At 70.6% G+C, this 25,676-nt stretch carries 30 protein-coding genes; 14 read left to right on the top strand and 16 right to left on the bottom strand.

The window, feature by feature from the left end; all coding sequences use genetic code 11:
* Positions 1-42 precede the first annotated feature (42 nt).
* From FFK22_RS11930 to FFK22_RS11915, 4 genes are read right to left on the bottom strand one after another with little or no spacing between them, the layout of a single operon-like run.
* Positions 43-1,017 carry a substrate-binding domain-containing protein gene (locus FFK22_RS11930; protein WP_138887046.1) on the bottom strand — a complete coding sequence of 325 codons (975 nt, stop codon included), beginning with the start codon at positions 1,015-1,017 and terminating at the stop codon, positions 43-45.
* Positions 1,014-2,330: an ABC transporter permease gene (locus FFK22_RS11925; protein WP_138887047.1), complete on the bottom strand. Its 1,317-nt coding sequence runs from the start codon at positions 2,328-2,330 to the stop codon at positions 1,014-1,016. The genes FFK22_RS11930 and FFK22_RS11925 overlap by 4 nt, the downstream gene beginning before the upstream one ends.
* On the bottom strand, positions 2,327-3,898 hold the full coding sequence (locus FFK22_RS11920; protein WP_138887048.1) for a sugar ABC transporter ATP-binding protein: 1,572 nt from the start codon (positions 3,896-3,898) through the stop codon (positions 2,327-2,329). The genes FFK22_RS11925 and FFK22_RS11920 overlap by 4 nt, the downstream gene beginning before the upstream one ends.
* Before the next feature lie 50 nt (positions 3,899-3,948).
* Entirely contained in the window at positions 3,949-4,959 is a 1,011-nt protein-coding gene (locus FFK22_RS11915) for a LacI family DNA-binding transcriptional regulator (protein ID WP_138887049.1), read from the bottom strand.
* A gap of 120 nt (positions 4,960-5,079) precedes the next feature.
* Here FFK22_RS11915 and FFK22_RS11910 point away from each other — a divergent pair, with 120 nt between their 5' ends.
* Positions 5,080-6,177, top strand: coding sequence for an MBL fold metallo-hydrolase (locus FFK22_RS11910; RefSeq protein ID WP_138887050.1), 1,098 nt, complete (start codon positions 5,080-5,082; stop codon positions 6,175-6,177).
* Between the two features lie 34 nt (positions 6,178-6,211).
* On the opposite strand, the gene FFK22_RS11905 is transcribed toward FFK22_RS11910, so the two are convergent.
* Positions 6,212-6,421 (bottom strand): hypothetical protein, encoded by a 210-nt coding sequence (locus FFK22_RS11905; RefSeq protein ID WP_138887051.1) that lies wholly within the window; start codon positions 6,419-6,421, stop codon positions 6,212-6,214.
* Between the two features lie 69 nt (positions 6,422-6,490).
* On the opposite strand from FFK22_RS11905, the gene FFK22_RS11900 reads away from it, so the two are divergent.
* From FFK22_RS11900 to FFK22_RS11885, 4 genes are all read left to right on the top strand, one after another.
* Positions 6,491-7,084 (top strand): histidine phosphatase family protein, encoded by a 594-nt coding sequence (locus FFK22_RS11900; protein WP_138887052.1) that lies wholly within the window; start codon positions 6,491-6,493, stop codon positions 7,082-7,084.
* A gap of 20 nt (positions 7,085-7,104) precedes the next feature.
* The gene (locus tag FFK22_RS11895; protein WP_138887053.1) at positions 7,105-8,082 is read left to right on the top strand and encodes an ABC transporter substrate-binding protein; all 978 of its coding nucleotides are present in this window, start codon (positions 7,105-7,107) and stop codon (positions 8,080-8,082) included.
* 200 nt (positions 8,083-8,282) lie between these two features.
* On the top strand, positions 8,283-9,989 hold the full coding sequence (locus tag FFK22_RS11890) for an iron ABC transporter permease (protein WP_221938543.1): 1,707 nt from the start codon (positions 8,283-8,285) through the stop codon (positions 9,987-9,989).
* Positions 9,977-11,062, top strand: coding sequence for an ABC transporter ATP-binding protein (locus FFK22_RS11885; RefSeq protein WP_138887054.1), 1,086 nt, complete (start codon positions 9,977-9,979; stop codon positions 11,060-11,062). The genes FFK22_RS11890 and FFK22_RS11885 overlap by 13 nt, the downstream gene beginning before the upstream one ends.
* 30 nt (positions 11,063-11,092) lie before the next feature.
* Here the strand turns inward: FFK22_RS11885 and FFK22_RS11880 are convergent, their stop codons facing one another.
* Positions 11,093-11,440: a calmodulin gene (locus FFK22_RS11880; protein ID WP_138887055.1), complete on the bottom strand. Its 348-nt coding sequence runs from the start codon at positions 11,438-11,440 to the stop codon at positions 11,093-11,095.
* 265 nt (positions 11,441-11,705) lie between these two features.
* Between FFK22_RS11880 and FFK22_RS11875 the strand changes: the two genes are divergently transcribed.
* The 3 genes from FFK22_RS11875 (at position 11,706) to FFK22_RS11865 (ending at position 13,762) form a co-directional block, all read left to right on the top strand.
* Positions 11,706-12,494: an ABC transporter permease gene (locus FFK22_RS11875; protein ID WP_138887056.1), complete on the top strand. Its 789-nt coding sequence runs from the start codon at positions 11,706-11,708 to the stop codon at positions 12,492-12,494.
* A 2-nt stretch (positions 12,495-12,496) separates the two neighbouring features.
* On the top strand, positions 12,497-13,327 hold the full coding sequence (locus tag FFK22_RS11870) for an ABC transporter permease (protein WP_138887057.1): 831 nt from the start codon (positions 12,497-12,499) through the stop codon (positions 13,325-13,327).
* Positions 13,328-13,567: 240 nt separating this feature from the next.
* Entirely contained in the window at positions 13,568-13,762 is a 195-nt protein-coding gene (locus tag FFK22_RS11865; RefSeq protein ID WP_138887058.1) for a hypothetical protein, read from the top strand.
* Between the two features lie 26 nt (positions 13,763-13,788).
* Here the strand turns inward: FFK22_RS11865 and FFK22_RS11860 are convergent, their stop codons facing one another.
* Positions 13,789-14,580 (bottom strand): polysaccharide deacetylase family protein, encoded by a 792-nt coding sequence (locus FFK22_RS11860; protein ID WP_138887059.1) that lies wholly within the window; start codon positions 14,578-14,580, stop codon positions 13,789-13,791.
* The gene (locus FFK22_RS11855; RefSeq protein WP_138887060.1) at positions 14,577-15,398 is read right to left on the bottom strand and encodes a polysaccharide deacetylase family protein; all 822 of its coding nucleotides are present in this window, start codon (positions 15,396-15,398) and stop codon (positions 14,577-14,579) included. The genes FFK22_RS11860 and FFK22_RS11855 overlap by 4 nt, the downstream gene beginning before the upstream one ends.
* A 231-nt stretch (positions 15,399-15,629) precedes the next feature.
* Here FFK22_RS11855 and FFK22_RS11850 point away from each other — a divergent pair, with 231 nt between their 5' ends.
* Positions 15,630-16,787 carry a phosphotransferase family protein gene (locus tag FFK22_RS11850; protein WP_186002426.1) on the top strand — a complete coding sequence of 386 codons (1,158 nt, stop codon included), beginning with the start codon at positions 15,630-15,632 and terminating at the stop codon, positions 16,785-16,787.
* A 174-nt stretch (positions 16,788-16,961) separates the two neighbouring features.
* Here FFK22_RS11850 and FFK22_RS11845 read toward each other — a convergent pair whose 3' ends face one another.
* Both FFK22_RS11845 and FFK22_RS11840 read right to left on the bottom strand, forming a co-directional pair.
* A complete protein-coding gene (locus FFK22_RS11845) occupies positions 16,962-17,549 on the bottom strand; it encodes an ActR/PrrA/RegA family redox response regulator transcription factor (RefSeq protein ID WP_138887062.1) in 588 nt (195 codons plus the stop codon).
* Complete coding sequence (locus FFK22_RS11840; RefSeq protein ID WP_221938542.1) at positions 17,546-18,925, bottom strand: ActS/PrrB/RegB family redox-sensitive histidine kinase; 1,380 nt, start codon at positions 18,923-18,925, stop codon at positions 17,546-17,548. The genes FFK22_RS11845 and FFK22_RS11840 overlap by 4 nt, the downstream gene beginning before the upstream one ends.
* A gap of 9 nt (positions 18,926-18,934) precedes the next feature.
* On the opposite strand from FFK22_RS11840, the gene FFK22_RS11835 reads away from it, so the two are divergent.
* Entirely contained in the window at positions 18,935-19,696 is a 762-nt protein-coding gene (locus FFK22_RS11835) for an ABC transporter ATP-binding protein (protein ID WP_138887063.1), read from the top strand.
* Positions 19,693-20,523, top strand: coding sequence for an ABC transporter permease (locus FFK22_RS11830; RefSeq protein WP_138887064.1), 831 nt, complete (start codon positions 19,693-19,695; stop codon positions 20,521-20,523). Before FFK22_RS11835 ends, FFK22_RS11830 begins: the two co-directional genes overlap by 4 nt.
* A 199-nt stretch (positions 20,524-20,722) precedes the next feature.
* On the opposite strand, the gene FFK22_RS11825 is transcribed toward FFK22_RS11830, so the two are convergent.
* The 4 genes from FFK22_RS11825 to FFK22_RS11810 are packed head-to-tail and all read right to left on the bottom strand — an operon-like array spanning position 20,723 to position 22,374.
* Complete coding sequence (locus FFK22_RS11825) at positions 20,723-21,316, bottom strand: exopolysaccharide biosynthesis protein (protein WP_138887065.1); 594 nt, start codon at positions 21,314-21,316, stop codon at positions 20,723-20,725.
* 55 nt (positions 21,317-21,371) lie between these two features.
* Positions 21,372-21,821, bottom strand: a complete 450-nt coding sequence (locus tag FFK22_RS11820) for a sel1 repeat family protein (RefSeq protein ID WP_138887066.1) — start codon at positions 21,819-21,821, stop codon at positions 21,372-21,374.
* Entirely contained in the window at positions 21,818-22,117 is a 300-nt protein-coding gene (locus tag FFK22_RS11815; RefSeq protein WP_138887067.1) for a YkgJ family cysteine cluster protein, read from the bottom strand. The genes FFK22_RS11820 and FFK22_RS11815 overlap by 4 nt, the downstream gene beginning before the upstream one ends.
* 11 nt (positions 22,118-22,128) lie before the next feature.
* Positions 22,129-22,374, bottom strand: a complete 246-nt coding sequence (locus FFK22_RS11810; RefSeq protein WP_138887068.1) for a hypothetical protein — start codon at positions 22,372-22,374, stop codon at positions 22,129-22,131.
* A 372-nt stretch (positions 22,375-22,746) separates the two neighbouring features.
* Between FFK22_RS11810 and FFK22_RS11805 the strand changes: the two genes are divergently transcribed.
* Both FFK22_RS11805 and FFK22_RS11800 read left to right on the top strand, forming a co-directional pair.
* Positions 22,747-22,959 (top strand): hypothetical protein, encoded by a 213-nt coding sequence (locus FFK22_RS11805; RefSeq protein ID WP_138887069.1) that lies wholly within the window; start codon positions 22,747-22,749, stop codon positions 22,957-22,959.
* Positions 22,960-22,994: 35 nt separating this feature from the next.
* Positions 22,995-23,252 (top strand): hypothetical protein, encoded by a 258-nt coding sequence (locus FFK22_RS11800; RefSeq protein ID WP_138887070.1) that lies wholly within the window; start codon positions 22,995-22,997, stop codon positions 23,250-23,252.
* Positions 23,253-23,268: 16 nt separating this feature from the next.
* Here the strand turns inward: FFK22_RS11800 and FFK22_RS11795 are convergent, their stop codons facing one another.
* Together FFK22_RS11795 and FFK22_RS11790 are read right to left on the bottom strand one after the other, a co-directional pair.
* The gene (locus FFK22_RS11795; protein WP_138887071.1) at positions 23,269-24,225 is read right to left on the bottom strand and encodes a threonine dehydratase; all 957 of its coding nucleotides are present in this window, start codon (positions 24,223-24,225) and stop codon (positions 23,269-23,271) included.
* A gap of 97 nt (positions 24,226-24,322) precedes the next feature.
* Positions 24,323-24,808 (bottom strand): LEA type 2 family protein, encoded by a 486-nt coding sequence (locus tag FFK22_RS11790; RefSeq protein ID WP_138887072.1) that lies wholly within the window; start codon positions 24,806-24,808, stop codon positions 24,323-24,325.
* A gap of 96 nt (positions 24,809-24,904) precedes the next feature.
* Here FFK22_RS11790 and FFK22_RS11785 point away from each other — a divergent pair, with 96 nt between their 5' ends.
* Positions 24,905-25,435: a cupin domain-containing protein gene (locus FFK22_RS11785; RefSeq protein WP_138887073.1), complete on the top strand. Its 531-nt coding sequence runs from the start codon at positions 24,905-24,907 to the stop codon at positions 25,433-25,435.
* The last annotated feature ends 241 nt before the right edge of the window (positions 25,436-25,676 follow it).

Here is a 25,676-nt window from a genome sequence, read left to right as displayed (position 1 = left end):
CCGACATCGGGCCCCGGACACGTCACAGAGCGGACGGATCGATCACATCAGCCCGTTCCGCTTCAGGATCTCCGGCGCGTTCTCCTTGGTGATGGTCTCGGTCGGCAGGACGATGGTCTTCTCGACCTTCTCGCCCTTCAGCAGCTTCACCGCCTGGCGCAGGCCCTCGGCGCCGGGGGTGGGATACAGGAAGGTGGCGGCCAGCTCGCCCTTGTTGACCCAGACCACGCCCTCGTTCGGCAGGCCGTCGACGCCGACGAACTTGATCTCCTTCTCCCGGCCCGCATCCTTGGCGGCGAGATAGGCGCCATAGGCCATCGGGTCGTTGTGGCCGTAGACCAGGTCGATCTTCTCGTTGTTGCGCAGGGCGGTCGACATGATGTCGTAGGCCAGGTTCTGCTTCCAGTCGGCCGACTGCTTGTCCAGCAGGTATTTCAGCCCGGGCTCCTTGTCGGCGACGGAATGGAAGCCGTCCGACCGGTCATGCGCCGGTTGGGTGCCGAGGCCGCCCCAGATCTCGACGACATTGCCGGCCGCCTTGCCCGGGCCGCCCAGGGTCTTGACCACGAAGTCGCCGACCGCCTTGCCGATCACCACGTTGTCGCCGCCGATGAACTGGGTGTAGCGGTCGGTGTCGACATTGCGGTCCAGCACGAAGACCGGGATCTTGGCGTCGATCGCCTTCTCCACCACCCCGGTCAGCCCGGCCGATTCCTTCGGCGAGATCAGCAGGGCGTCGACCTCCTGCCGGATGAAGTTCTCGACATCGGCGACCTGCTTCTCGGTCTTGTCCTCGGCATCGGCGATCAGCAGCTCCACTTCCGGATGCTTCTCGGCTTCGGCCTTGATGTCCTTGTTGAACTGCACCCGCCACGGCTCCAGCGTCGTGGCCTGGGAGAAGCCGATGCGCCACTTCTTGTCGGCGGCGCGGGCCGGGGTCCAGCCGGCGGGCAGGTGCAGGGTGACGCCGGCGCCCAGCGCCAGCGCGGTGGTTTTCAACAGATCGCGACGGTTCATGGTTGCGTTCCTTCCCGATGGATCAGCGACGATCCTTGTTGGCCCGGCGCCTCGGATCGGGCGGCGGGGTCCCGCCGGGCTGCGCGCGCCGTGCGGAACGGCGCCAGCAGATCGGCCAGGTTGCGCTCCTGCAGCAGCACGGTGACGACGATGATCGCCCCCTTGAACACCAGCTGCAGGTTGGAGTTGATGTTGTGGAGCTGCAGGATGTTCGACAGCAGCCCGAAGATCAGGACGCCGACCAGAGTGCCGGCCAGGGCGCCGCGGCCGCCCATCAGGCTGGTGCCGCCGATCACCACCGCGGCGATGGCGTCCAGCTCCAGCCCCGCCCCGGCATCCGGCTTGCCCTGGCGGTACTGGGCGACATAGAGGATGCCGGCCAGCGTCGCGAGCATGCCGGAGAAGGCGTAGGCGGCGATCTTCACCCGGTCGACCGGGATGCCTGACAGCCGCGCCGCCTCCTCGTTGCCGCCGATGGCGTATACGTAGCGGCCGAACACGGTCAGCCGCAGCAGCACGGCGAAGATCGCGACCGCGGCCAGGAAGAACAGGCCCGGCACCGGCAGCACGCCCCACAGCATGCTGCGCAGCAACTCGATGTCCTCGGTGGCGTTGGTGCCGGCATAGACCGGCAGCACGGCGCTGTCCTGCCCCGCGGTCAGGCGCGACAGGCCCAGCATGCCGACCATCATCGCCAGGGTAACGATGAAGGGCTGCAGCCGACCGGCGACGATGATGGCGCCGCTGACCGCGCCGACCATCAGCCCGGCGCAGGGCACGGCGACCAGCAGGGCCGGGACGCCGAATTTGGTGCCGATCTGCGGCACCAGCCACAGGGCCACCAGCGCCGCAAGGGCCAGGCCGGCCGCGCCGGGGATCCAGCCGTCGCGCAGCGGGTCGCGCGCGTGCTGCCGCCGGGCGCCGACCGGCCCCTCCCGGTGCCTGAGTCCGCGGCCGAGGAAGCGGACCAGCAGGAAGGCGGCGGCGAAGGCGACCAGGATGGCGGCCGGCACGGCGACGGTGGCGGAGCTGGTCCAGCCGTCCTCGGTCAGCAGCGTCGCGGTCAGCACCGTGCCGAAGGCCATCACCGACCCGACCGACAGGTCGATGCCGGCGATCAGGATCACCACGGTCATGCCGACGGCGACCAGGCCGGTGATCGACACCTGGCGCAGCACGTCGGTCAGGTTGCCGTAGGACAGGAAGATGTTGCGGCCGCTGCCGCTGACCGGCGAGAAGGCGATGCCGATCAGCAGGATGACCAGCAGGCCCCAATACAGCTTGGTGCGGGACAGCAGGCGCAGGAGGGTCATGACGCGATCTCTGTGAGTCGGGCGGCGCGGGGCGAGGCGAGGTCCATGATCGCCTCCTGGCCAGCCCCGACGCGGGGTAGCAGGCCGGTCTGCCGGCCCTCGCACATCACCAGGATGCGGTCAGCGAGCAGCAGCAGCTCCGGCAGCTCGGAGGAGACGAGCAGGATGGCGATGCCCTGGTCGGCCAGGGCGAAGACCAGGTCGTAGATCTCCTTCTTGGCGCCGACATCGATGCCGCGGGTCGGCTCGTCCAGCAGCAGCACGCGCGGGGCGGTGGCCAGCCATTTGCCGATCACCACCTTCTGCTGGTTGCCGCCGGACAGGCGCCCGGCCGGCTGAAGCGGCCCGGTGCAGCGCACGCCGAGCCGGCCGATGGTGCCGCGCGCCAGCTCCGCCTCGCGCCCGAAGCGGCGCAGGCCGAGCCGCGCGAGGAGGGGCAGCGAGGGCAGGGCCAGGTTGTCGCGGATCGAGGCGCCGAGCTGCAGGCCGGTGACCTTGCGGTCCTCGGTCACCAGCGCCAGGCCGTGGCGCTTGGCGGCGGCCGGGTCGTCGATCGCCACCGGCGCGCCGTCGATCCGGATGGTGCCGCCGCGGCGGCCGCGGGCGGAGCCGAAGATGGTCTCGAGGATCTCGGTGCGGCCGGCGCCCAGCAGGCCGGCGATGCCCAGGATCTCGCCGGCCTGCAGGTCGAAGCCGACGCCGTCGAGCACCCGGCGCCAGCCGCCGCGCCGGCCCGGCACGTCGAGCGACAGGTCGCGGACCGACAGCACCGGCCGTCCGGAGGCGCCGCCGCGCCCGGCCGGATGCTCGGCCTTCGCCAGCTCGCGGCCGACCATATGGGCGATGATGCGCTCCCGCGTCAGCTGGCCGATCGGCGCGGTGACGACGTGGCGGCCGTCGCGCAGGATGGTGACGCGGTCGGCCAGCTCCATCACCTCGTCCATCCGGTGCGAGATGTAGACGACCGCGACGCCGTCGCGCGCCAGCTGCCGCACCACGCCGAACAGGGTGGCGCATTCGGCCTGGGACAAAGCGGAGGTCGGCTCGTCCATGATCAGGATGCGGGTGTCGAGCGACAGCGCCTTGGCGATCTCGACCAGCTGCTGCTCGCCGACCCGCAGGCTGCCGACCCGGGCGTCCGGATCGACGGCGATGCCCAGCCGGCGGATCAGCCGCGCCGCCGCGTCGCGCAGGGCCGGGCCGTCGACGAAGATGCCGCCGCGCAGCTTCTCGCGGCCGAGGAAGATGTTCTCGGCCACGGTCATGCCCGGCACCAGGTTCAGCTCCTGGTGGATGATGCCGATGCCGGCCTCCTCGGCGTCGCGGACTCCAGCGAAGGCGCGCGGTGCGCCGTCGACCAGGATGGCGCCGTCATAATCGGCGTAGATCCCGGCCAGGATCTTCATCAGCGTCGACTTGCCGGCGCCGTTCTCGCCCATCAGCGCGTGGATCTCGCCCGCGAACAATTCCAGGCCGACGCCGTGCAGCACCGTCACCCCGGCGAAGGCCTTGCCGATGCCGGCGGCCTGCAGCACCGGCGATGCGGTCTGTGCGGCTGTATTCGACACGTCTCCTCCCTCTCTGTTCGTGGGCGGTTGCGGCCGCCCGGCACGGCGGTTCAGGGCGGCGCGGCCGTGGTTTCGCGCATGATCAGCGGCGCCGGCAGGCGGATATGCTCGGCCGGCCGGTCCGGTGTTTCGAAGGCGGCGGTCAGGATCCGCCAGGCATGGCCGGCCAGCGCCTCGGTCGGCTGCCGGATGGCGCTGACGAAGGGGCGCAGCACGGTCAGCCAGGCGAAATCGTCGAAGGCCAGCAGCGACAGGTCCTGCGGGATCGACATCCCGGCATCCTGCACCGCCCGCAGCACGCCCAGCGTGGCGACGTTGCTGCCGGTGAAGATCGCGGTCGGCCGGCCGGGGGAGGTCAGCACGGGCAGCACCCCGGCCCGGGTCTCCTCCTCGGTCATGCCCGGCAGCAGCACCCGGGCCCGCTGCTCCAGCCCGGCGGTGCGCATGGCGCTGAGGTATCCCTCGACCCGCGCGGCGCTGTTCCAGAGGCGGGTCGAGTTGATGACGAAGGCGAGGTCGCGGTGGCCCAGGGCCAGCAGATGCTCGGTGCCCAGCCGGGTGGCGGCGGCGTTGTCGACCGCGACGGAGGGGAAATGGTCCCGCGCCGCGACCCGGTCCAGCACCACCACCGGGATGCGGTGGTGCCGCATCTCACGCTCGGTCTCCGACCAGTCACGAGTGGGGACGATGATCAGCCCGTCGACGCGCCGCGACAGCAGGGCCCGCACCCGCTCGTGCTCGCGCTCAGGGTCCTCGCGCGAGGTGACGATGATCACCTCGTAGCTCTGCGACAAAGCGATGTTCTCGAGATGCTCGACCAGCTCGTTGAACACGATGTTCAGCACGTCGGGCACCACCAGCCCGATGGTGCGGGTGCGCTGGCGGCGCAGCCCGGCGGCCAGGCTGTTCGGGCGAAAGCCCAGCGCCTCGGCCGCGTCCAGCACCCGCCGGCGGCTCTCGGCCCCGACCCCGGCCTTGCCGTTGAACACGTTGGATGCCGTGCCGAGCGAGACCCCGGCGCGCGACGCGACCTCCCTGATCGTCGTCTTTCGCTGCGACATGGCACCACTATGAAACGTTTCATATTGGAGTCAAGGCGCCCGTCAGGGCACCCGTGCGGGGGACGCGATGGCGTTCCGCCCCGTTCCCGTCTAGGCAGGGTCTGCGATCTGGAGGATCCGATGACGGCGAGCGTGCGGGCGATCTCGGGGGTCGAGGGCAAGGGGCCCGCCTGCTTCCTGGTGGAGGCGGCCGGAATGCGCCTGCTGCTCGATTGCGGCGCCGGTCCGGATGAGGGCATGCGCCCCGATCTGTCCGGGCTCGGCCCGATCGACGCCATCCTGCTCAGCCACGCCCATCCCGACCATATCGGCGCGCTGCCGGAGGCGGCGGATCGGTTCGACCCGGTTCCGGTCTACGCCACACCGCCGGTGCTGCAGGCGCTGCCCGAGGGATCGCCGGCCGACCGCCGGCCGCTCGGGCTCGGCCACAACCGGCTGGCGGGCGACCTCGCCGTCACCTGCGGCCGCTCCGGCCATGCGCCGGGCGGAGTGTGGCTGCATCTCGCGATCGGCGGTGGGCTGTTCTATGCCGGCGACATGGCGTTCGACTCGGTGGTGTTTGCGGTGGATGCGGGGCCGCCGCCGGCCCGGGTCGCGATTCTCGACGCCTCCTATGGCGACGACGACACGCCGCATGAGCACCGCCTGGCCGCCTTCGCGCCGATCTTCGCCGCCAAGCGCTCGCTGCTGCTGGCCCCGGCCGGCGGGCGCGGGCCGGAGATCGCCTTGGCCGCGGCGGCGGCGCATGACCGCAAGCCGGCGGTGTGCGACGCCAACCGCGCGATGATCGACCGGCTGATCGACGACCCGGCCTGGCTGCGGCCCGGTGCCGGCACGATGCTGAACTCGCTGCGCAGCCGGATCGAGCGGATCGAATCGGTCGAGCCGCCGCCGGAGCGGGCGATCATCGCCGCCAAGCCGAACGCCACCGGCGGCGCCGCCAGGCCGCTGCTGGAGGGCTGGGGCCGCGACGACGGCCCGGTGGTCGCCACCGGCTATGTAGCCGCCGGCAGCCCGGCACGAAGGGCGGTGGAGGAGGGGCGGGCGGTCGCGCTGCGCTGGCCGGTGCATCCGCGGCTATCGCAGAATGTGGCCCTGGCGAAGACGCTTGGGACCGATGTGGTGGTGCCGGCCTTCGGTGACGCCAAGCACCGCGCCGCCTGGGCCAAGGCCTTCGCCCCTGCCCGCACCGCCCTGGAGGAGACCGTGGAGATCTGATCGATTCAGCGAGCCAGACTTGGTGCCCCGAGACTCATGGGGAATGCTCCACCAGATCCAACCGACGCTCGATGCGCTCGACACGATCGGTCAGCCGGTCGAGCCGACCAGAGATGATGGCGTATTGCTGCTCCAGGAGGCCCAGGCGCGACTTCACTTCGCGCATGTCTTCGCGGATATCGTCAACAGCCCCACGGATATGACGCAGGTGCTCCAGCACCAGATTGTTCGTCTTCTCGTCCATAGTGCACCCGAACCCGCGGATACCGTGACGTCCGATCGCATTCTTATAACATAGGGATCATTCAGATCGATGCAGCCCTTCCTGTTCCTCCGCCACGGCCAGAGCACCGCCAATCGCGACCGGGTGATCGCCGGCAGCACCGACGCCGCACTGACCGGGCTGGGCGAGGCCCAGGCGCGAGAGGCTGCCGTCGCCTTGGCCGGCTCGGGCATCCGGCGGATCGTCGCCAGCCCGCAGCGCCGGGCGTTGCGCACGGCGGAGATCGTGGCGGAGGCGCTCGGCCTGCCGGTCGCGACCGATCCTGGACTGGTCGAGCGTCACTGGGGCACTTGGGAGGGGCGGTTGGTCGCCGACCGGCCGGACTATTTCATGGTCCCGGAGGGCGGCGAAAGCTGGGAGGCGTTCCGCGACCGCGCCTGGGCCGCCTGCGAGCCGATCCTGGCCGCCGGGCCGGCGCCGCTCGCCGGGCCGCTGCTGATCGTCGCCCATGCCGGCATCATGCGGGTGCTGCGCGACCGGCTGGGGCTGGGCTTCGAGGCCAGGGGCGTCGGCAACGCCCTGCCGATGCGATTCACCCCGCCGGACAGCGCGGGCTTGCCCTGGCGGCTCGCGCCGGTCATGAAATTGCAACCGGAACCTGCTAGCACCCCGGGCATTGTCTAAAATCCTTGGGATCGACGCCGATGCTGACTCGACTGCTTTTCGCCGCCGCGCTGACGGCCGTGTCCACCGCGGCGCTCGCCGCGCCGGGATCGCTGATGATCTACACCTCGACCCCCAACGAGGCGATGACGGCCCTGGTCGCCGAGTTCAACAAGGCGCATCCGGAGGTGAAGGTCGAGTTCTTCCGCTCCGGCACCACCGAGGTGCTGAACAAGCTGCAGGCGGAGTTCGCGGCCGGGTCGCCGCAGCCGGACGTGGTGTTCATCGCCGATGCGGTGGCGATGCAGCAGCTGAAGGATGACGGCCGCCTGCTGGCCTATGCCGACGCGCCGATCCAGGGCTTCCCCGACGGCTTCGCCGACCCGGACAAGACCTATTTCGGCACCAAGCTGATCCCGACCGGCATCGCCTGGAACACCAAGTCCGGCGCGCCGGCGCCGAAATCCTGGGCCGACCTCCTGTCCGCCGCGGCCAAGGACCAGGTGATCATGGCCAGCCCGCTCTATTCCGGCGCGGCGGTGATCCATGTCGGCACGGTCGCGGCTCAGCCCGGCCTGGGCTGGGATTATCTCGACAAGCTGGCCGGGAACGGCGCGGTCGCCGGCCAGGGCAACGGCACGGTGATGGAGGCGGTGGCCACCGGCCAGAAGAGCTACGGCATCATCGTCGACTTCATGGCGCTGAACGCCAAGGCCAAGGGCTCGCCGGTCGATTTCGTCTACCCGGCCGACGGCGTGTCGGTGGTGACCGAGCCGGTGGCGATCCTGAAGACCGCGGACGACGTCGCCGACGCGAAGTCCTTCGTCAACTGGCTGCTGTCGGATGACGGCCAGGCCTATATGGCCAAGCAGGGCTACATCCCCGGCAAGCCCGGCGTCGCCCTGCCGCCCGGCCGCCCCGCGGCGTCCGCGCTGAAGCTGATGCCGGTCTCGGCCGAGACCCTGGCCAAGGGCGTCGACGAGAACAAGCGCAAGTTCAGCGACGCCTTCGGGGGGTGAGGGCGCCCACCCGCCCGCCGCCTTCCCTTCCTTGTCATGCCCGGGCTCGACCCGGGCATCCAGGGCCGCAAGTGTTGCTCTGGGTTGCCCCTGGATTGCCGGGTCAAGCCCGGCAATCACAGGAAGAAGCATGGGCTTGGCTGGCATGATGGGCTAAACGCGGAGGCTCCGAGATCGTCGACCGCAGTTCCAGCGTGCCCGTGACCGATTCCCTGGCAACGACTCCCGCAGCCTTCCGCCCCCGCCGCTGGGGCGATCCCGTCCTGGCTGGCGCCGCCGGCGCCTATGTGCTGCTGCTCTGCGCCCTGCCGCTGCTGCGCCTGTTCGCCGAGGGGCTGGCGCAGCCGGAGGCGGCGCTGGCCATGCTCGGCGGCCGGGCGACGCTGCGGGCGCTGCAGAACACCATCGTCGCCGGCCTCGGCTCGACCCTGGTCTCGGTCGTGGTCGGCGGCGGCCTGGCGCTGGCCATCGGCCTGACCGACATCCGCCGCCGCGGCGTGCTGGCGCTGTTGTGCCTGCTGCCGATGCTGATCCCGCCGCAGATCGCCGCTTTGGCCTGGATCCGGCTGCTCGACGCCGGGTCGCCGGCCCGCGCCCTGCTCGACGCCGTCACCGGCCCGTGGCCGAACCACCCGCTCTATTCCGGCGGCGGGGTGGTCTGGATCATGGGGCTGGAGCATGCGGCGCTGGTGTTCCTCGCCGTCACCGCCGCCATTCGAAGCCTGCCCTGCGACCTGGTCGAGGCCGCGCGGGCGGCCGGCGCCAAGGGCCCGCGCATTCTGCTCGGCATCCTGTTGCCGCTGCTGCGCCCGGCCTTCGTCGCCGGCGCCGCTTTGGCCTTCGTCTCGGCGATCGGCAATTTCGGTGTGCCGGCGCTGCTCGGCATCCCCGGCCGCTACAGCGTACTGACCACGCTGATCTACCAGCGGCTCAGCGGCTTCGGCCCGTCGGTGCTGGGCGAGGTCGCGGCGCTGGCCCTGGTGCTGGCCGTGCTGGCGGCGCTCGGCCTCGGGCTGCAGCGCTGGGCCGCCGCCCGGGCGCCGGTGCTGGTGCGCACCGGCCCGACCGGCCCGGTGCTGCCGCTCGGCCGGGCCCGGCCTTGGATGGAGGCGGCGCTGTGGCTGGTCGTCGGCGTGCTCTCCATCGCCCCGCTGCTGGCGCTGCTGGCCTCGGCCCTGGTGCCGGCCTTGGGGGTGGAGCTGAGCCTCGACACCGCCAGCCTCGACCAGTTCGGCTACATCCTGTTCCAGCACGACGCCACGCGCCGCGCCTTCCTGAACAGCGCGTTGCTGGCCGCCGCGGCGGCGCTGGCCACGGCGGCGGTCGGCCTGGTCCTGGCCTATTACGCCGAGGCGCGGCGCTGGCGGGCGATGCGCTGGCTCGACACCCTGGCCGACCTGCCCTATGCGCTGCCCGGCGTGCTGACCGCGATCGCCGCGATCCTGCTGCTGTTGCGGCCGCTGCCGCTGCTCGGGGTCAGCCTGTACGGCACGCTGTGGATCATCCTGGCCGCCTATCTCGGCCGCTTCCTGGCGCTGGCGCTGCGGCCGGTGGCGGCGGCGATCGCCCAGGCCGACCCGGCGCCGGAGGAGGCGGCCCGCCTGGCCGGCGCCCGCGGCCCGCGGCGGCTGCTCGGCATCCTGCTGCCCGCCGTCGCCCCGGCGGTCGCGACCGGCGCCATCCTGGTGTTCCTGACCGCGTTCAACGAGCTGACCGTCTCGGCCCTGCTGTGGTCGCGCGGCAGCGAGACGGTCGGGGTGATGGTGTTCTCGCTGCAGGCGGAGGGCGCCGCCACCGCCGCCTCGGCCGTCGCCGTCCTGACCGTGCTGGTCACGCTCGGCATCGCCGGCATCGCCACCCTCTTCGCCCGCCGCCTGCCCAGGGGATCGCTGCCATGGCTGCCGTAGAGATCGAGCGAATCGTCCGGCGCTTCGGCCCGCGCGTCGCGGTCGACGGCGTCGACCTCGCCGTGGCGCAGGGCGAGTTCCTGGCCCTGCTCGGCCCCTCTGGCTGCGGCAAGACCACGCTGCTGCGCCTGCTCGCCGGCTTCGACGCGCCCGATGGCGGCACGATCCGCATCGGCGGCCGGGTGGTGGCGGGAGCGGGCGCGATGGTGCCGGCGGAGGAGCGCGGCATCGGCATGGTATTCCAGTCCTACGCGCTGTGGCCGCACATGACCGTGCGCGAGAATGTCGATTATGCGCTGCGCATCCGCCGGCTGCCGGCGGCGGAGCGGAATCGGCGCACCGATGAGGCGTTGACGGCCGTCGGATTGTCGGACCGTGCCGAGGCCCGGCCCGAGACCCTGTCCGGCGGCCAGCGCCAGCGTGTCGCTTTGGCCCGCTGCCTGGCGATGGCGCCTTCGCTGGTGCTGATGGACGAGCCCTTGGCCAATCTCGACGTGCATCTGCGCGACGCGCTGCAGGCGGAGTTCCGCCGGCTCCACCGGCAGTTCGGCGCCACCGTGGTCTATGTCACCCACGACCAGGCCGAGGCGATGGCGCTGGCCGACCGCATCGCGGTGATGGATCACGGCCGGCTGCAGCAGGTGGCGCCGCCGCGGCTTCTCTATGCCGAGCCGGCGACGGCGATGGTGGCGGATTTCGTCGGCCGCGGCATGGTGGTGCCGGTGACCTGGCGCGGCGGCGCCGGCGCCGGCCTGTGCACCGCCGAGCTGTGGGGCCATGCGGTGCGGCTGCGCGGCGGCGTCGGGGCGCATGCGCCATCGCAAGCCGCCTGCCTGCGGGCGGAGGGGCTAGCGGTCGATCCGGCGGACGGCATCGCGGCGCGGCTGGAGCGCGCAGTGTTCGAGGGGGCCGTGACCATCCTGCACTGCCGGCCGGACGCCGATCCCGGCCGGGTGCTGCGGGTCGCGCATCGCGGCCCGCCGCCGGAGGAGGGCACGGCCCTCCGCCTCAAGGTCGAGGATGGCTGGCTGATGCCACCGGAGCCCGGCGCAAAGGCGATGGCGGCGGAGTAAGGGCTCCGCCGCCGAGGTGAAAGACGCCGGTTACGGGCTGACTTCGCGGCTCAGCCGCGAGTCCCAGGGACACCAGTGGCAGCCCGGCAGGAACGCCCCACAGACCTCGTCGAGATGGTCTTCCACATACACCATGTTGGCGTCGCAGACCTCGATCGCCTGTTCAAAGAAATCGATCGTCTGCGGGTCGAGATAGAAGTTGAATCTCGGATTGTACGGCTGCTGGCGTTTGATGATCCGGCCGTGAACGTGGATTCTGTTCTTCTCTTTTCCAGATAGGATATCGCGAGCCGCCTGTATTTTGTTGTCGTCATTCAGCTCGATGACGAATTCCATCCCTGGGCTCGACTGCTGCGTGAATGCAAAATAAACAGGCATCTCACTTCTCCTTAAGTTATTAAATTACAAAGGTCAATTTACCGGTAAATCGAGCTCTGTAGTGAAGTTAGGTGTATATTCTTCATGAGTCAATTGATGATTCTTGAATACAGAATAAAAGTTTATGCAATATTTAGAGACATTGTCGGATGCATGCCCGAGGGCCAGGAACGGGCGAGGCGCGTGTCGTTCTCCTCCCGCCACCCCCTTTGCCGCCCACCGCGGGCCGGGCTATGGTCGCGCGCCCGCCGCCGCAAGAACGCCCATGCCCCAGCCCCGCCTGATCGGCCGCATCAACTGGATCGGCCTGTGGACCCTGACCGCCAAGGAGATCCACCGCTTCCTCAAGGTCGCGACCCAGACCATCGCCGCCCCGGTGATCACCACGCTGCTGTTCTACGCCATCTTCGCCCTCGCCCTCGGCGGGGCGGACCGGCAGGCCGCGGGGGTGCCGTTCCTGCAGTTCCTGGCGCCGGGGCTGATCATGATGGCGATGGCACAGAACGCCTTCGCCAACACCTCCTCCTCGCTGATGATCGCCAAGATCCAGGGCAACATCGTCGACGTGCTGATGCCGCCCCTGGCCCCGGCCGAGCTGGCCGCCGGCTACATCGCCGGCGGCGTCGTCCGCGGCCTGCTGGTCGGGACGGTGACCTGGGCGGCGATCCGGATCTTCGTGCCGGTCGACCCGGTCCATCCCGGCTTCGTGCTGTTCCACGGCCTCGCCGCGTCGATGATGCTGGCGCTGCTCGGCGCCATCGGCGGCATCTGGTCGGAGAAGTTCGACCACATCGCCGCCGTCACCAACTTCGTGGTCACGCCGCTGGCCTTCCTGTCCGGCACCTTCTACTCGCTCGACCGGCTGCCGCCGGCCTGGCACTTCGTCGCCCATCTCAACCCGTTCTTCTACATGATCGACGGGTTCCGCTACGGCTTCATCGGCGTCAGCGACGGCACGCTGGCGATCGGCATCCTGGTGCTGCTCGGCGTCAACGCCGCGCTGCTGGCGCTGCTGCTGCGCATGCTCGCCACCGGCTACAAGCTGAAGGCTTGAGCATGCAGCGTCCGGCGGGGGCGGCCCGCCCGGTCCGGCGCTTCGGCGCGGTGCATTGGCTGGGCCTGGCCACGCTGTTCCGGCGCGAGTTCCGGGCCTATCTCAAGGAGTGGCGGGAGACGGTCGTCGCCCCGACCTTCTCGACCCTGCTCTATGTCGCGGTGTTCGCCGTCGCATCGGGCGAGGCGATCGGCGACGCCACCGGAACCGCCGCCTGGGCCGGGCCCGGCGGGCTGCTGCCGTTCCTGGCGCCCGGGCTCGTCGTCTATGTCGTGATCCTGCGGGCGGCCGAGGCCACGGTCTACAGCATCACCTTCCTCAAGGTCGAACGGCTGGTCGGCGACATCCTGATGCCGCCGCTGGCGGCCTGGGAGGTGGCGGCCGGCTATGCCCTGGCCGGCACCGCCTCCGGCCTCGTCACCGGCCTGCCCTGCCTGATCGCGCTGCTGCTGGCCGCCGGCACCGGCGTCGCCGACCCGGCGCTGCTGGCCCTGGTGCTGGTGCTCGGCGCCTTCCTGCTGGCCGCCGCCGGCACGCTGGTCGGGCTGTGGGCGGAGAAATGGGACCAGGCCGCGGCCTTCTTCGGCTTCCTGTTGATCCCGGTCACCTTCCTGTCCGGCGTCTTCGCCCCGGTCGCGCTGCTGCCCGATCCGCTCGCCGCCGTGGTGGCGCTGAACCCGGTCTATTACGCGATCGACGCCGCCCGCATCGCCTTCGGCGGTGCCGGGGCCGAGCCGGTCGGCCGCAGCCTCGCCGTGCTGGCCGCCAGCGGCGCGGTGCTGTGGGCCTGCGCCGCCCTGCTGATCTCCCGGGGTTGGCGATTGAAGCCTTGAGGCTGCCTAATGTCGGACATGATCTTGTCCTGATCTCGGCCTCATCATTTTGGATATTGTCCTACACCCCCGGACGACAATGCTTTATTCAAAATTGTATCGATTTCAGCAGTGGCTCGGCTGGATTTCACCCGAAGAATCGACTGGACAGGGAACGTATTGTGCAGTGCAATGTTGATAGCTCTACCCGCCGGATTGTTTCGCCACGTCGGTATCGAATTGCGCCAAGGGAGAGGTTAAGTGGGCCAGGCCATTCCTTCCACCAGCGACATTGTCATCAGCGCCTATGAGGCGCGCCGCGCCGCGGGCGCCGATGAATGGACGGCCTGCGACGCCGCGCTCGAGGCGTTCCGCAGACGTCACCCGGAAGCATCGTCCGACCTGGCCAACACCTTCATCGCCGACGTGCTGCGCGACCATACTGCCCGGCATTAGATCCGACATATTGCATTGCAGCGAGATCAGGCGGCGCCGGACGGCACGCCTGATCCGAACTGCCGGCCGGCTTCCGCCGCCACCTCCCGGCACTGCCGGAACTCGCTGCCCAGCCCCCGTGCCCGCTCGAACAGCCGCTCGATCATCGTGATCCGCGCCGCCCGCCCGACGCCGAGATCGGCGCGCGGATGCAAGGTCAGGCAGGCATAGCCGTCGGTGGCGAGCAGCGCGTCCCACGCCTCGATCATGAAGGCCTCGGCCCGCGACTGGGTCAGGCGCTGGCCGAAATGGGTGGCGTCGGTCAGGCCCTGGCTGACCGGCAGCTCGACCATCCCGGCCCCGCCGTCGCCGTCCAGCGGATAGGGCGCGTCGTCGTCGATGAAGCTGCTGTCATAGCGGTAGCCCAGGCGCTGCAGGATCGGGACGGTGCGGTCCGACAGCGTCCCGGTCGGGGCCCGGAAGCCGACCGGCGCCGTGCCGCACAGCGCCGCCAGCCGGGAATGCGCCCGCTCCAGCACCGCATCCTCGCGGTCACCCAGGCCGATATGGTCCTCGAAGGCCAGGCCGTTCGATGCCACCTCGTGGCCGTCGGCCAGGCAGCGCTCCAGCAGGGCGCGGCAGCGCTCGGCCTCGAACACCGGCCAGAAGAAGGTGGCCTTGATCTCCGACCGGCGCAGCGAGTCCAGCATGCGGGCCAAGCCGATGCGATAGGTGTAGCGGCCGAGGCCCAGGCGGCCGAACAGCTCCTCCTCCGGCGCCGAAGCGGCCTCCGGGCCGACGCCGTGGACATTGACCGTGACCAGGGTGGTGCGGGTCATTGGCGCGGGTTCCTCCAGGCATCGGGCGCGGCCAGGCAATGCTCGGCCAGGGTCTTCATCCGCAGGGCCGCGATGCCCGGCCGGGCCTGGGCGTGGCGCAGGAAGGCCTCGACCGCCGCGGCCCGGGCCGGCACGCCGGAGCCGCCATTGGCCTCCGGATGGATGATCAGCTGGACATAGCCGTCGCCGGCCTCGATCGCCTCCAGCTCCTGGATCCAGGTCTCCAGCACCTCCGACGCCAGCGCCCGGCCGATGGCATACATCGGGTGGTCGTCCAGTGAGACGACGTTGTTCGGCAGGATGGCGAAATCCGGCTGCCCGGCCTCTTCCGGCAGCAGATAGGGCAGGTCGTCATCCTTCTCGCTGGCATCGTAGCGATAGCCCAGGCGGCGCAGTGTCGGCAGGGTCAGGCGGCTCTTGCGGCCGGAGGGCGAGCACCAGCCGACCGGGGCCTCGCCGACCGTGTCGGCGATGATGCGGTGGGTCTTCTCCAGCAGCGCCGGCTCGGCGTCGCCCAAGTCCCAGCCCTCATGCTGGTAGCCATGCGCCGCCAGCTCGTGGCCGGCCCGGTGGATGTCGCGGTACAGCTCGGGCCAGGTCTCGACGTCCTGGCCGCAGACGAAGAAGGTGGCGGGGATGCCCAGCCGGTCGAACATGTCGAGATACCGCCGCACGCCGCGCCGGATGGCATAGCGGCCGCGGCTGTGGATGCCGAGCGCGTTGAGGCCGCGCCCGGCCTCCTCCGACGGGCCGTCGACATGGACCGTGACGCACAGCACCGTCCGGGCGCCCCCCGGCCAGCGGGTCTGCGTCGCCATCGCCGTCTCCGATTTTGCTCCCGTATGAGACAATGGTGGCACGCTGGTGGCCCAGGAATCAACATTATAGGAATTCAAAATACACTAGGATTGGAATCGGACCGGCCGTGTATCCTCAATCGCGGCCCGGCGATGATCGGGCAGGCTGCGCCGGACAGATCGATGCCGTCAGAATTTCCCGGGGTCCCGCCGCGGACCGCCCGCCTTGTCCTCTGCACGCCGGATGGCCGCGTGCGCGGAATCCTGCCGCCGGTCGCCGCCGCGACGCCGTGGTGGCAAGAAGTCGAGCTCGTGGTGCGCGCGGTGCGCGACCGCTTCGGCATCGACGCCACCATCCTGCGGCTGCTGGAGACGGAGCTCGGCCGGCCGCATGGCGGCGAGGTGACCTATCTGGCCGAGACGGCGGATCCGGCGCCCGTCGAGCCCTGGGGCGGCACGCTCGACGAGCAGCCGCTGCGGCTGCCCTATGCTAGGCCCGGCGGTCCGGCGGCCGACCTGGCCTGGGCCCGGCAGGTGCTGGAAGGGCAGGGCCTGCGCCCGTCAGGGGCGCCGGAGCAGATCCGCAGCTGGAACCTGTCCAGCCTCTGGCGGATTCCGGTCGAGGGGCAGGTGGCCTGGCTGAAGGTGGTGCCGCCCTTCTTCGCCCATGAGGGGCGGCTGCTCGAACGCCTGGCCGGCGGCCCGGTGCCGCGGCTGCTGGGGCAGGCGGAAGGTCGCGTCCTGCTGGCCGAGATCCCGGGCGAGGACCTGTACGAGGCCGGGCCGGCCCGGCTGCTCGACATGGCGGCGCTGCTGGCCGGCCTGCAGCGCCCGTGGCATGGGCGGGCGGAGGACCTCCTGGCGCTCGGCCTGCCGGACTGGCGCGCGCCGGCGCTTGAAGCGGCGGTCGCCGCGGTGGTGGAGCGTACGGCGGACCAGCTCGCGGCCGCCGACCGGGCGGTCCTGTCCGGGTTCCTGTCCGGCCTGCCGCGGCGCTTCGCCGACATCGCCGCCTGCGGCCTGGACGACACGCTGGTGCATGGCGACTTCCACCCCGGCAATTGCCGGGGCGAGGGCTCGGCGATCACCCTGCTCGACTGGGGCGACAGCGGCGTCGGCCATCCGCTGCTGGACCAGCCGGCCTTCCTGAGCCGGATCCCGGACGAGGCGGTCGGGCCGGTCCGGGCGCATTGGCACGAATGCTGGCGCGAAGCGGTGCCAGGCGCCGATCCCGACCGGGCCGCGGCGCTGCTGGCGCCGGTCGCCGCCGCCCGCCAAGCGGTGATCTACCAGGGCTTCCTCGACCGCATCGAGCCGGCGGAGCGGGTGTACCACCGCACCGACCCGGCCGACTGGCTGGGCCGCACCGCGGCGATCCTGAGGGAGGAAGGCGAGCGACCATCGGTATGAGAACGCGTTGCCTCTCCCGCAAGCGAGACCTTTTCAAAGTAACTGGGACCCAACTTTTTATAGTCCCCCCTCCCGCGAGGGGAGGGGGGACTCATTTTGCTTTCGGCCGATGTCGTTGCGAGCCTCAGAGACAATCCGACGGACATTCTGAAAAGGTCTCGCTTGCGGGAGAGGTCACCCGCGCGGGGCGTGCTTGTTCAGGATGCGCTGCAGGGTGCGGCGGTGCATCTTCAGCCGGCGCGCCGTCTCCGACACGTTGCGGTCGCATTGCTCGAACACGCGCTGGATGTGCTCCCACCGCACCCGGTCGGCCGACATCGGGTTCTCCGGCGGCGGCGGCAGCTTCTCGCCGGGGTTCAGCAGCGCTGCCTCGATCTGGTCGGCGTCGGTCGGCTTGGCCAGGTAGTCGACGGCGCCGGCCTTCACCGCGGCCACGGCGGTGGCGATGTTGCCGTAGCCGGTCAGCATGATCACCCGGCTGTCCGGCCGCGCCTCATGCAGGACCGGCACGATGTCCAGGCCGTTGCCGTCGCCCAGCCGCAGGTCCAGCACGGCAAAGGCGGGGGCGACGCGGCGGGCCAGGTCGATGCCGGTGGCGAGGCCGTCGGCGGTCACCACCTCGAAGCCCCGTTTCTCCATGGCGCGGGCCAGGCGGGTGCGGAAGGCGATGTCGTCGTCGACGATCAGGAGGCTCTTGGCCGCGTCGCGTGCCGGCAGCGGCGCCGGCTGTTCGGGAGTGAGGATGGCAGGGGAAACGGTCATGACCAGGTCCTTTCTTTCCTCTCAAATTTGTGTCGCGGCCACGCAACTGCAATAACCGCGCCCCCTTGCGGGCCATTCGAGAAGGACAATTGGGCCCCGCTGTGCTCGAGCAGCGTGGCCGCGATGAAGATGCCGAGCCCCATATGGTCGCTGTCCTCGCCGCGGCCGGAGACATAGGGCTCGCCGAGCCGGCCCAGCAGGGCCAGCGGGAAGCCGGGACCGTCGTCGCTGATCTTCAGCACCACGGTCTTCGGTCCGTATTCGGCGCCGATCTCGACCCGGTTTCGCGCGAATTGCAGGGCGTTCTGGATCAGGTTGCCCAGGCCGTGGATCAGCTCCGGCGTCCGCCGCAGCTGCAGCGCCTGGCCCGGCGGGCCCTCGGCGGCGGTGATGAACAGGCGGCGATTCTCGGCATGCAGGTAGCTTTCGGCAGCCGCTCCGGCCAGCGCCGGCAGGGTCATCAGCCGGAACGGATCCTCGTCGTCCGGCTCCGGCCGTCGCGCCAGCTCGGTCAGAATGTCGCGGCAGCGGCCGACCTCCTGCTCCAGCAGCGCGATGTCCTCGGCCATCGGGTCGTCGGCCGGCACGTCGCGCCGCATCTCCCGCGCGATCAGGGTGATGGTGCCCAGCGGCGTCCCCAGCTGATGCGCCGCCGCCGCCGCCAGCCCGCCCAGCAGCGAGATGCGCTGCTCGCGTTCCAGCGCCATCTGGGTGGCGGCCAGCGCGTCCGAGACCTGCCGGGCGTCGGCCGCGACCTGCCAGACATAATGCGAGACGAACAGGATCGAGATGCCCATCGCCAGTCCGACGCCGAGATGGTAGGGCGACCCGCTGGAGGGCATGCCCCCCGGCAGCGGATAGTGCCAGAAGGCCAGCAGCACGACGCCGGCGATGGCCAGGCCGGTCAGCGTCATCGTGCTGCGGTAGCTCAGCAGCGTGGCCGACACCGTCAGCGGCGCCAGCATCAGCACCACGAAGGGGTTCAGCAGGCCGCCGGTGAGGAACAGGAGCGCCACCAGCTGGCACATGTCGTAGCCGAGATACAGCGCCGCATCCCGCTCCACCAGGCGCAGCCGCCATTTGCCCTGGACCACGGCGGCGGCGTTCAGCGCCACCGAGATGGCAACGATCGCCAGCGCCGGCCACAGCGGCAGGGCGTAGTCCAGCCAGTAATGCACGAACAGGATGGTGGCGGCCTGGCCGGCGACGGCGACCCAGCGGATCTTGATCAGGGTGATCTGGCTGATCCGCGCCCGCATCCGCCGGCCGGGCATGGCGTCGGTTGGCTCCGGCAACGGCCGCAGCGCGGGGTTGCGGCCCGCCTCCGCCGTCGGATCGACGCCGGCCCCCTGGTCATTCTCGCCCTGTCCGTCCATTCTCGCTCCATGCTCTCCGACGGCGTCATCATAGCGGAGCGCCTGTCCAAGCGCTTCCATCCCGGCGCCGCGCCCGCGGTCGACGGCATCTCCTTCGTGGTGCCGCGCGGTTCGACCGTCGCGCTGCTGGGCGGCAACGGCGCCGGCAAGACCACCACGATCTCGATGCTGCTCGGCCTGCTGCTGCCGTCCGGCGGCCGCATCACCGTGCTCGGCCATGACATGGCGCGGGACCGCTTCGCCGTCCTGCCCCGGATGAACTTCTCGAGCCCCTATGTCGATCTGCCGCACCGGCTGACGGTGCGCGAGAACCTGGCGGTCTATGCCCGGCTCTACGGCGTGCGCGACCGCCGCAACCGCATCGCCGAGCTGGCCGGGATGCTGGACCTGACCGGATTCCTCGACCGGCCGTCCGGTAAATTGTCGGCCGGGCAGAAGACCCGGGTGGCGCTGGCGAAGGCGCTGGTCAACGCGCCGGAGCTGCTGCTGCTCGACGAGCCGACGGCCTCGCTCGACCCCGACACCGGCGACTGGGTGCGCGGCATGCTGGAGCGCTACCGGGCCGAGCGCGGTGCCACCATCCTCCTGGCCAGCCACAACATGGACGAGGTCGAGCGGCTGAGCGACCAGGTGCTGATGCTGAAGGCCGGCAGGATCGTCGACCAGGGCTCGCCCGACCACCTCATCGCCAAATACGGCCGCTCCGACCTGGAGGAGGTGTTCCTCGACATCGCCCGCAGCCGCGGCGCGCTGGGGCAAGCGGCGCAATGAGCGGGAGTCTGGCCGCTCCGCCCGACCTGCACGGCTCGGCCCTGGGCCGCATCCTGGCGGTGATGCTGCGCCATCTCTACATCCTGCGCGGGTCGATGCCGCGGCTGGTCGAGCTCGCCTATTGGCCGACGGTGCAGATGGTGGTCTGGGGCCTGATCACCGAGAGCCTGGCGCCGGCGATGAACTGGCAGGCCCAGGCGGCCGGGGTGCTGATCTCGGCGGTGCTGCTGTGGGATCTCTTGTTCCGGGCCCAGCTCGGCATGTCGATCTCCTTCCTCGAGGAGATGTGGAGCCGCAATCTCGGCCATCTCTTCGTCAGCCCGATCCGGCCCTGGGAATGGGTGGCGTCGCTGATGGCGATGAGCCTGATCCGCACCCTGGCCGGGGTGGTGCCGGCGGCGCTGCTGGCGATCCTGCTGTACCACTGGAACATCTTCTCGCTCGGCCTGCCGCTCTTGGCCTTCTTCGTCAACCTGATCGTCACCGGCTGGGCCGTGGCCCTGGTGGTGCTGGCGCTGATCCTGCGCTACGGCATGGGCGCGGAAGGCCTGGCCTGGGCCATCGTCTTCGCCATCTCGCCGATCAGCGCGATCTACTATCCGGTCTCGGTGCTGCCCGGCTGGCTGCAGGGCGTGGCCCTGGCGCTGCCGCCGGCCCATGTGTTCGAGGGCATGCGCGACCTGCTGCACGGCCAGGGCTTCGACATCGGCCATTTCGTCGCCGCGGTCGGACTGAACGTGATCTGGCTGGCCCTCGGCTGCGCCGCCTTCCTCTGGGGCTTCCGCACCGCCCGCGACCGCGGCTCGCTGCTGCAGCAGGGGGAGTAGGCATGTCGCGCGACTTCATTCGGCAACGGCGAGATGCCGCAGAGTGAGACGCTCGTTTTCGTCGCGAGGTGAAAATCGGTCTCGATGCCGCCGCTGCCGGTGACCTGGTGTCGGCCGAGGACGTCGAAGCCGAGGCAATGGCGTGGCGGACGGAGACCCGGCGAAAGCTGACCGACCGAGCATCGTGAGATTGGCCGCCCTACAGGAACCCCCGCACCCAGCCGAGCTCGCCCATCGCCTGCCAGGCGGCGCCGGCGGCGATGGCGAGCAGCAGGGCGGAGGCGGCGAGGGCGACGCAGAGCAGGATGCCGTCCTCCTCCAGCCAGGCGACGGCCAGCAGGGCGATCGCCAGGGCCGGCGGGACGTTGCTCAGCGGGATCGGGACCAGCAGCAGCACGCCGAGCAGCAGCACCACCAGGCCGACCCCGCGTCTCGCCGCCTCGAACGGCGTCGGCCAGCGCGGATGGATGAAGCTCTCGATGGCGCGCAGCACCGGCACGGCGCGGCCGAGAGTGCGCGCCAGCCCCCGGGTCGGCACGCTGCGCTCGGCGATGCGTCGGGGAAAGACCGGGCCGGCATGGCCCAACATCATCTGCACCGCGAGGATGACGAGCAGTGGGGCGACGATGGCGGATACGCCCGGCATCGCTCCGAGCAGCGCCAGCAACAGCATGACCAGACCGAAGGACCGGTCGCCAAGCCCGTCGAGCAGCCGGCCCAGCGTCACACGCTCGGCATCGGCGTCGTGCAGCAGGCCGTCGAGCAGGGCGGAGGTCGGGATCCGGGACGTCATCTCACCGGCAGGATAACCGATGGCTCTCCGCTCGGGAGTCAATCCTGGCCGGGCCTCACGGGCGGGACCCCAGCGTCGCCGCCAGGCGGGTCGCCAGCCCACGGGCCTTGGCCCTGCGGCCGGGGCTCAACCCGGCGGCCAGGGTCCGGTATCCGGTCTCGGCCGCGGCGCGCTGGACACCGGTCGCCCCCGCCGCGGCCACCAGGAACCAGGCGCCGGCCCGCACCCGGTCGCCCGAGGCCGCGGGGCTGTCGGCATAGAGCTCGGCCAGCCGCAGCTGGGCGCGCGTCAGGCCGTTGCCGGCGGCCAGCAGCAGCCAGCGCAGCGCCTCGGCCCGGTCGCCGGGGATGGTGTAGCCGTTGTCGTCGAGGCGGCTGTCGCTGAGCACGCCGAGGTTGAACTGCGCCGCCGCGTCGCCGGCCTCCGCCGCGCGCCGCAGCGCCTTCAGGTCGGAGGTCACCGGGGTCAGGCGGGGCGGTGCCAGGCGGTCGGCGGGCGCGCTCATGCAGCCAGCCCCGGCCCGGCCCGCGCGATCCGGCAGGCATCGTCGCCGGGCATGCAATCGCGGCAGACCACTGGCCGGTCGGCATAGACCGCGCAGCGGGTGGATCGGCCGATCTCGCCCTCCAGGGCGGAGCAGCGGTCGCCGTCGCAGCGCATCGCCGCCGAGGCCTCGTCGCGGTAGCGGCGGGGCACGCGCTCGATCTCGGCCTCGCTCTCGGTCCAGAACCGCGGCCAGTCGCGGTTGAAGGCGCAGCAGGCGCCGCAGGCCTGGCAATCGAACGCCGCGGTGTCGGCCATCTCGGCCAGGGTCAGGCGCTGCGCCGCTTGCGCGGCGCGCGCTCCACGGTGTCGGAGCCGCGCGGCACGTCGGAGAGATCGGATTCCGGCACCATGCGCTCCTCCGTCGCGAGCACGCTGCGCACCCGGTAGAGCCGGCCGGAGGAATCGCTCGGGTAATGCGCCACCACCGTGTACGGGCCGGAGATCGCGTTGCTGAGGCTGGGCCGCCGCCAGATGTAGACCGTGCTGCCCACGGCATATCGGTGATCGCTCATTCCTGCATTTCTGCGCCCGGCGAAGAGCGCGGTGAGGGTCCCGGCCCGTCATCGCGTCGCGGCCATCGCCGGTGGGACACGTTTGATCGCAGGTGCACTCCGTCGCCACGGGCACTCTGCGCATCGGGCTCTCAATAAATCCTGAGAACAGATAGCTTAAGGCAAATCCAGGATCGTGTCTGCAAAAATCGCCTGCCGCGGCTTCTTCAGCTATATTCGAAGATGCCGGCGACCCTTGCGGCGGTTTGTTTTTTTGTGGGGCCCTGGAAATTTGTAGCTGGCGTGACCATGGCCCGTCATTTCGAAATATTATCTAGTCAAGATGAGGCGGTCGGCCCATTCTGGCCGGCGAACCGACAAGGACATCTCGACATGACGGCAGGTGAAATCCGCCTTTCGATGCAGGGCAAGGACCCGGGGACCTTGAAGGCCGCGGAGCGCCAGGCCCGCGAGGCGCGCCAGGATGCCGAACGCTATGCCCGGCGCGGCAACATGACCATGCATGCGATCTCGCTGCAGGCCGCCAAGGAGCTCGAGGCGGCGGCCGCCGCCCATCGCACCCCGGAGCCGAAGGAACGCCGTTGACGGACAGCAAGGGGTTGCCGGGCCGGAAGAGACCGATGGCGTTCTACAAGCTCTACCCACGCGACTGGAATGACGAGAGCTGGCGCGGCGAGACCCGGTCGGTGCTGATCGTCCGGGCCGGGAGCGAGATGGAGGCGCGGGCCACGGCCAGCGCCTGGGACATGCCCTCCGACCACGCCGAGCAGGCGCGGTGGTCGCAGCGCTGGACCTCGCCCGAGGTGACCCGCTGCAGGGAGCTGGCCGGGGACGGCGAGCCCGAGGTTCTCCTGGCTGGGCGGCGGCGCCGGCCGTGACCTCCCGGACGCGTCACTAGCCCTCCGCCAGCACCTTTCTGGCCACCGCCAGATCGATGTTGCCGCCGGTCAGAATCAGGCCGACGCGCTTGCCCTGCATCCGCCCGCGCTCCTGCAGCAGCGCCGCCAGGGCCGCCGCGCCGGCGCCTTCGGCCAGGTTGTGGGTGTCGGTCCAATAGGCGCGCAAAGCCGCGGCGACCTCGTCGTCGGAGACCTGGACGATCCGCTCGGCGCCGGCCCGCACGATGGCCAGGGCCTCCGGGTCCGGCACCCGGCAGGCCATGCCGTCGGCGAAGGTGCGGGCGGTCTCGGTCGTCACCACCCGCCCGGCCTCGACCGACAGCGCCATCGCCGGCGCCTCGGTCGAGACCACGCCGACGATCCGGGTCTTCAGGCCCAGGAGGTCGCGGGTGCGGATCAGGCCGGAGATGCCCGACCCCATGCCGATCGGCACATAGACGGTGTCGAGCCCGGCCACCGCCCGGAACAGCTCCAGCGCATAGGTGGCGGCGCCGCGCATCAGGTCGGGATGGAAGGCCGGCGCCATCTCCAGCCCGCGCTCCCCGGCCAGGTGCCGGGCATGGCCATAGGCCTCGTCGAAGTCGCGGCCGTGCTCCACCAGCTCGGCCCCGAAGGCGCGCATGGCGGCGTTCTTCTCGACCGAATTGCCCTGTGGCACCACCACGGTGACGGCCAGGCCGGTGCCGCGCGCGGCGAAGGGCAGGCTCTGGCCGTGATTGCCGCGCGTCGCGGTGACGATGCCGCGGACCTCCGGCCGGCGGCGGCGCAGCGCGTCGATGAAGACGATGCCGTTGCGCGCCTTGTAGGCGCCGATCGGGGTGTGGTTCTCATGCTTGACCCAGACCTCGCAGCCGGTGCGCGCGGCCAAGAGCGGCCAGGCGAATTGCGGTGTCGGCGGCATGGCCGCATGCACCAGCCGGGCGGCATCCTCGAGGGCGGTCAGGTCGAACATGGGTCGGCGCTCCGGATCGGGGCGGCCAGCATCGGCGGCGCCGATTGTCCCGGTCAACCGGGACATTGTCTGGAGACAAGCGACGCGCTCTGGGCGTTCAGAACGGCAGCAGCGAGTCCCGCAGCGTGTCGCGCAGCGAGAACACCGTGCCCTCGTCCTGATAGGGGATCTGCCGGCCGGCGCTGAGGAACACGCCCTCGACCCGCCATTTCAGCTCGCCGCGACGGCCGATCGTGGCCAGCTGGTCGACCAGGCCGAGGCCGGAGCCGTGCATCGGCACCGTCACCTCGCGCCCGCCATGGGCCGGCAGCAGGAAGGGCCGGTCGGTCCGGCCGCTGCCGAACTCCCGCCCGTTGATCTCGATCGCCGCGGTCATGGCGTCGACCTGCAACCCGGTGCCGGCCTGCTCCTCGACCCGCAGCAGCGCCTCCCAGCGCTGCTCGAACAGGGTAGCGTCCACCGGCCGCAGGTCGACGATGCCGACCCGGGGCGGCGGCGGTCCGGCGAAGGGCGCGGTGCAAGCGGCGAGGGCCCCAGCGGGCAAGAGGGCGAGGAGGCGGCGGCGGTCGATCGGTCGGCTCATGGTCCCCGAGGCTCGGTGGCGAATACGTCAGCGACATGGCGTCGGGGAGGAGGCTCGTCTAGCCTCGGCCCCATCTCACGCCCAGGGGAGCCCATCATGGCACCGACCGACCGTCCGCCCTGCATCGCCCATTGGACCGAGATCGAGGGGCCGGACGACAGCCACTACAAGGGCGATGACGAGCTGATGAGCATCGGCGCGCCCCTGGCTCGGCATTTCAGCCTGACCCGGATCGGCATCCATCACGAGCGGCTGCCGCCCGGCCGCCGCACCTCCTACCCGCATGCCGAAAGCCATGAGGAGGAGTTCGTTTATGTGATCGAGGGCGCGCCCGACGCCTGGCTCGACGGCGTGCTGCACCGGTTGAAACCCGGCGATTCGGTCGGCTTCCCGGCCGGCACCGGCCAGTGCCACAGCTTCATCAACAACACCGACTCCGAGGTCCGCCTGCTGGTCGTCGGCGAGCGGCCGAAGCCGGAGAACCGCATCTTCTATCCGCGCAACCCGGAGCGGAAGCCGATGCGGACCGACTGGTGGGACGATGTCCCGGCGCGGCCGATGGGCGATCATGACGGGCTGCCCGACAAGGTCCGGACGGCGCGCCACAAAACTGAAGAGTCGAAATAATATTAGCATCTTGTCTCTGAAGCATTCGCATGGTATTATAATTCTGCAATAATGCTATATGCACAGATCTGGATTCCGCAGCGCCGTTTGAAAGCTGCGTGATGCCGAAGCAGATCTGATGCGGCCGCGAAGCGCGATGCTTCAGACTTGCGGGTCTGGTGCCGATACAGCGACTTCGCGGAACCGCGGCGGGCTTACCGCCGCTGTGGAGCAATCACGATCGCTGGAGGGCGGCTTCGCC

This window comes from Mycobacterium sp. KBS0706 (genome assembly GCF_005938675.2).
Lineage (GTDB): Bacteria > Pseudomonadota > Alphaproteobacteria > DSM-16000 > Inquilinaceae > Inquilinus.
Note: the sequence above shows the minus strand (reverse complement) of the source record. Positions and strands in the feature narration are given on the sequence as shown.

Bases quoted from the DNA above. Each gene is read 5' to 3' on its own strand.
- FFK22_RS11905 (WP_138887051.1), bottom strand. From the start codon at position 6,421: ATGGACGAGAAGACGAACAATCTGGTGCTGGAGCACCTGCGTCATATC.
- FFK22_RS11875 (WP_138887056.1), top strand. From the start codon at position 11,706: ATGCCCCAGCCCCGCCTGATCGGCCGCATCAACTGGATCGGCCTGTGG.
- FFK22_RS11845 (WP_138887062.1), bottom strand. From the start codon at position 17,549: ATGACCGTTTCCCCTGCCATCCTCACTCCCGAACAGCCGGCGCCGCTG.
- FFK22_RS11885 (WP_138887054.1), top strand. From the start codon at position 9,977: ATGGCTGCCGTAGAGATCGAGCGAATCGTCCGGCGCTTCGGCCCGCGC.
- FFK22_RS11795 (WP_138887071.1), bottom strand. From the start codon at position 24,225: ATGTTCGACCTGACCGCCCTCGAGGATGCCGCCCGGCTGGTGCATGCG.
- FFK22_RS11840 (WP_221938542.1), bottom strand. From the start codon at position 18,925: ATGGACGGACAGGGCGAGAATGACCAGGGGGCCGGCGTCGATCCGACG.
- FFK22_RS11895 (WP_138887053.1), top strand. From the start codon at position 7,105: ATGCTGACTCGACTGCTTTTCGCCGCCGCGCTGACGGCCGTGTCCACC.
- FFK22_RS11820 (WP_138887066.1), bottom strand. From the start codon at position 21,821: ATGAGCGCGCCCGCCGACCGCCTGGCACCGCCCCGCCTGACCCCGGTG.
- FFK22_RS11915 (WP_138887049.1), bottom strand. From the start codon at position 4,959: ATGTCGCAGCGAAAGACGACGATCAGGGAGGTCGCGTCGCGCGCCGGG.
- FFK22_RS11870 (WP_138887057.1), top strand. From the start codon at position 12,497: ATGCAGCGTCCGGCGGGGGCGGCCCGCCCGGTCCGGCGCTTCGGCGCG.
- FFK22_RS11930 (WP_138887046.1), bottom strand. From the start codon at position 1,017: ATGAACCGTCGCGATCTGTTGAAAACCACCGCGCTGGCGCTGGGCGCC.
- FFK22_RS11810 (WP_138887068.1), bottom strand. From the start codon at position 22,374: ATGAGCGATCACCGATATGCCGTGGGCAGCACGGTCTACATCTGGCGG.
- FFK22_RS11880 (WP_138887055.1), bottom strand. From the start codon at position 11,440: ATGCCTGTTTATTTTGCATTCACGCAGCAGTCGAGCCCAGGGATGGAA.
- FFK22_RS11790 (WP_138887072.1), bottom strand. From the start codon at position 24,808: ATGAGCCGACCGATCGACCGCCGCCGCCTCCTCGCCCTCTTGCCCGCT.
- FFK22_RS11900 (WP_138887052.1), top strand. From the start codon at position 6,491: ATGCAGCCCTTCCTGTTCCTCCGCCACGGCCAGAGCACCGCCAATCGC.
- FFK22_RS11785 (WP_138887073.1), top strand. From the start codon at position 24,905: ATGGCACCGACCGACCGTCCGCCCTGCATCGCCCATTGGACCGAGATC.
- FFK22_RS11835 (WP_138887063.1), top strand. From the start codon at position 18,935: ATGCTCTCCGACGGCGTCATCATAGCGGAGCGCCTGTCCAAGCGCTTC.
- FFK22_RS11800 (WP_138887070.1), top strand. From the start codon at position 22,995: ATGGCGTTCTACAAGCTCTACCCACGCGACTGGAATGACGAGAGCTGG.
- FFK22_RS11855 (WP_138887060.1), bottom strand. From the start codon at position 15,398: ATGGCGACGCAGACCCGCTGGCCGGGGGGCGCCCGGACGGTGCTGTGC.
- FFK22_RS11860 (WP_138887059.1), bottom strand. From the start codon at position 14,580: ATGACCCGCACCACCCTGGTCACGGTCAATGTCCACGGCGTCGGCCCG.
- FFK22_RS11825 (WP_138887065.1), bottom strand. From the start codon at position 21,316: ATGACGTCCCGGATCCCGACCTCCGCCCTGCTCGACGGCCTGCTGCAC.
- FFK22_RS11830 (WP_138887064.1), top strand. From the start codon at position 19,693: ATGAGCGGGAGTCTGGCCGCTCCGCCCGACCTGCACGGCTCGGCCCTG.
- FFK22_RS11805 (WP_138887069.1), top strand. From the start codon at position 22,747: ATGACGGCAGGTGAAATCCGCCTTTCGATGCAGGGCAAGGACCCGGGG.
- FFK22_RS11925 (WP_138887047.1), bottom strand. From the start codon at position 2,330: ATGACCCTCCTGCGCCTGCTGTCCCGCACCAAGCTGTATTGGGGCCTG.
- FFK22_RS11815 (WP_138887067.1), bottom strand. From the start codon at position 22,117: ATGGCCGACACCGCGGCGTTCGATTGCCAGGCCTGCGGCGCCTGCTGC.
- FFK22_RS11910 (WP_138887050.1), top strand. From the start codon at position 5,080: ATGACGGCGAGCGTGCGGGCGATCTCGGGGGTCGAGGGCAAGGGGCCC.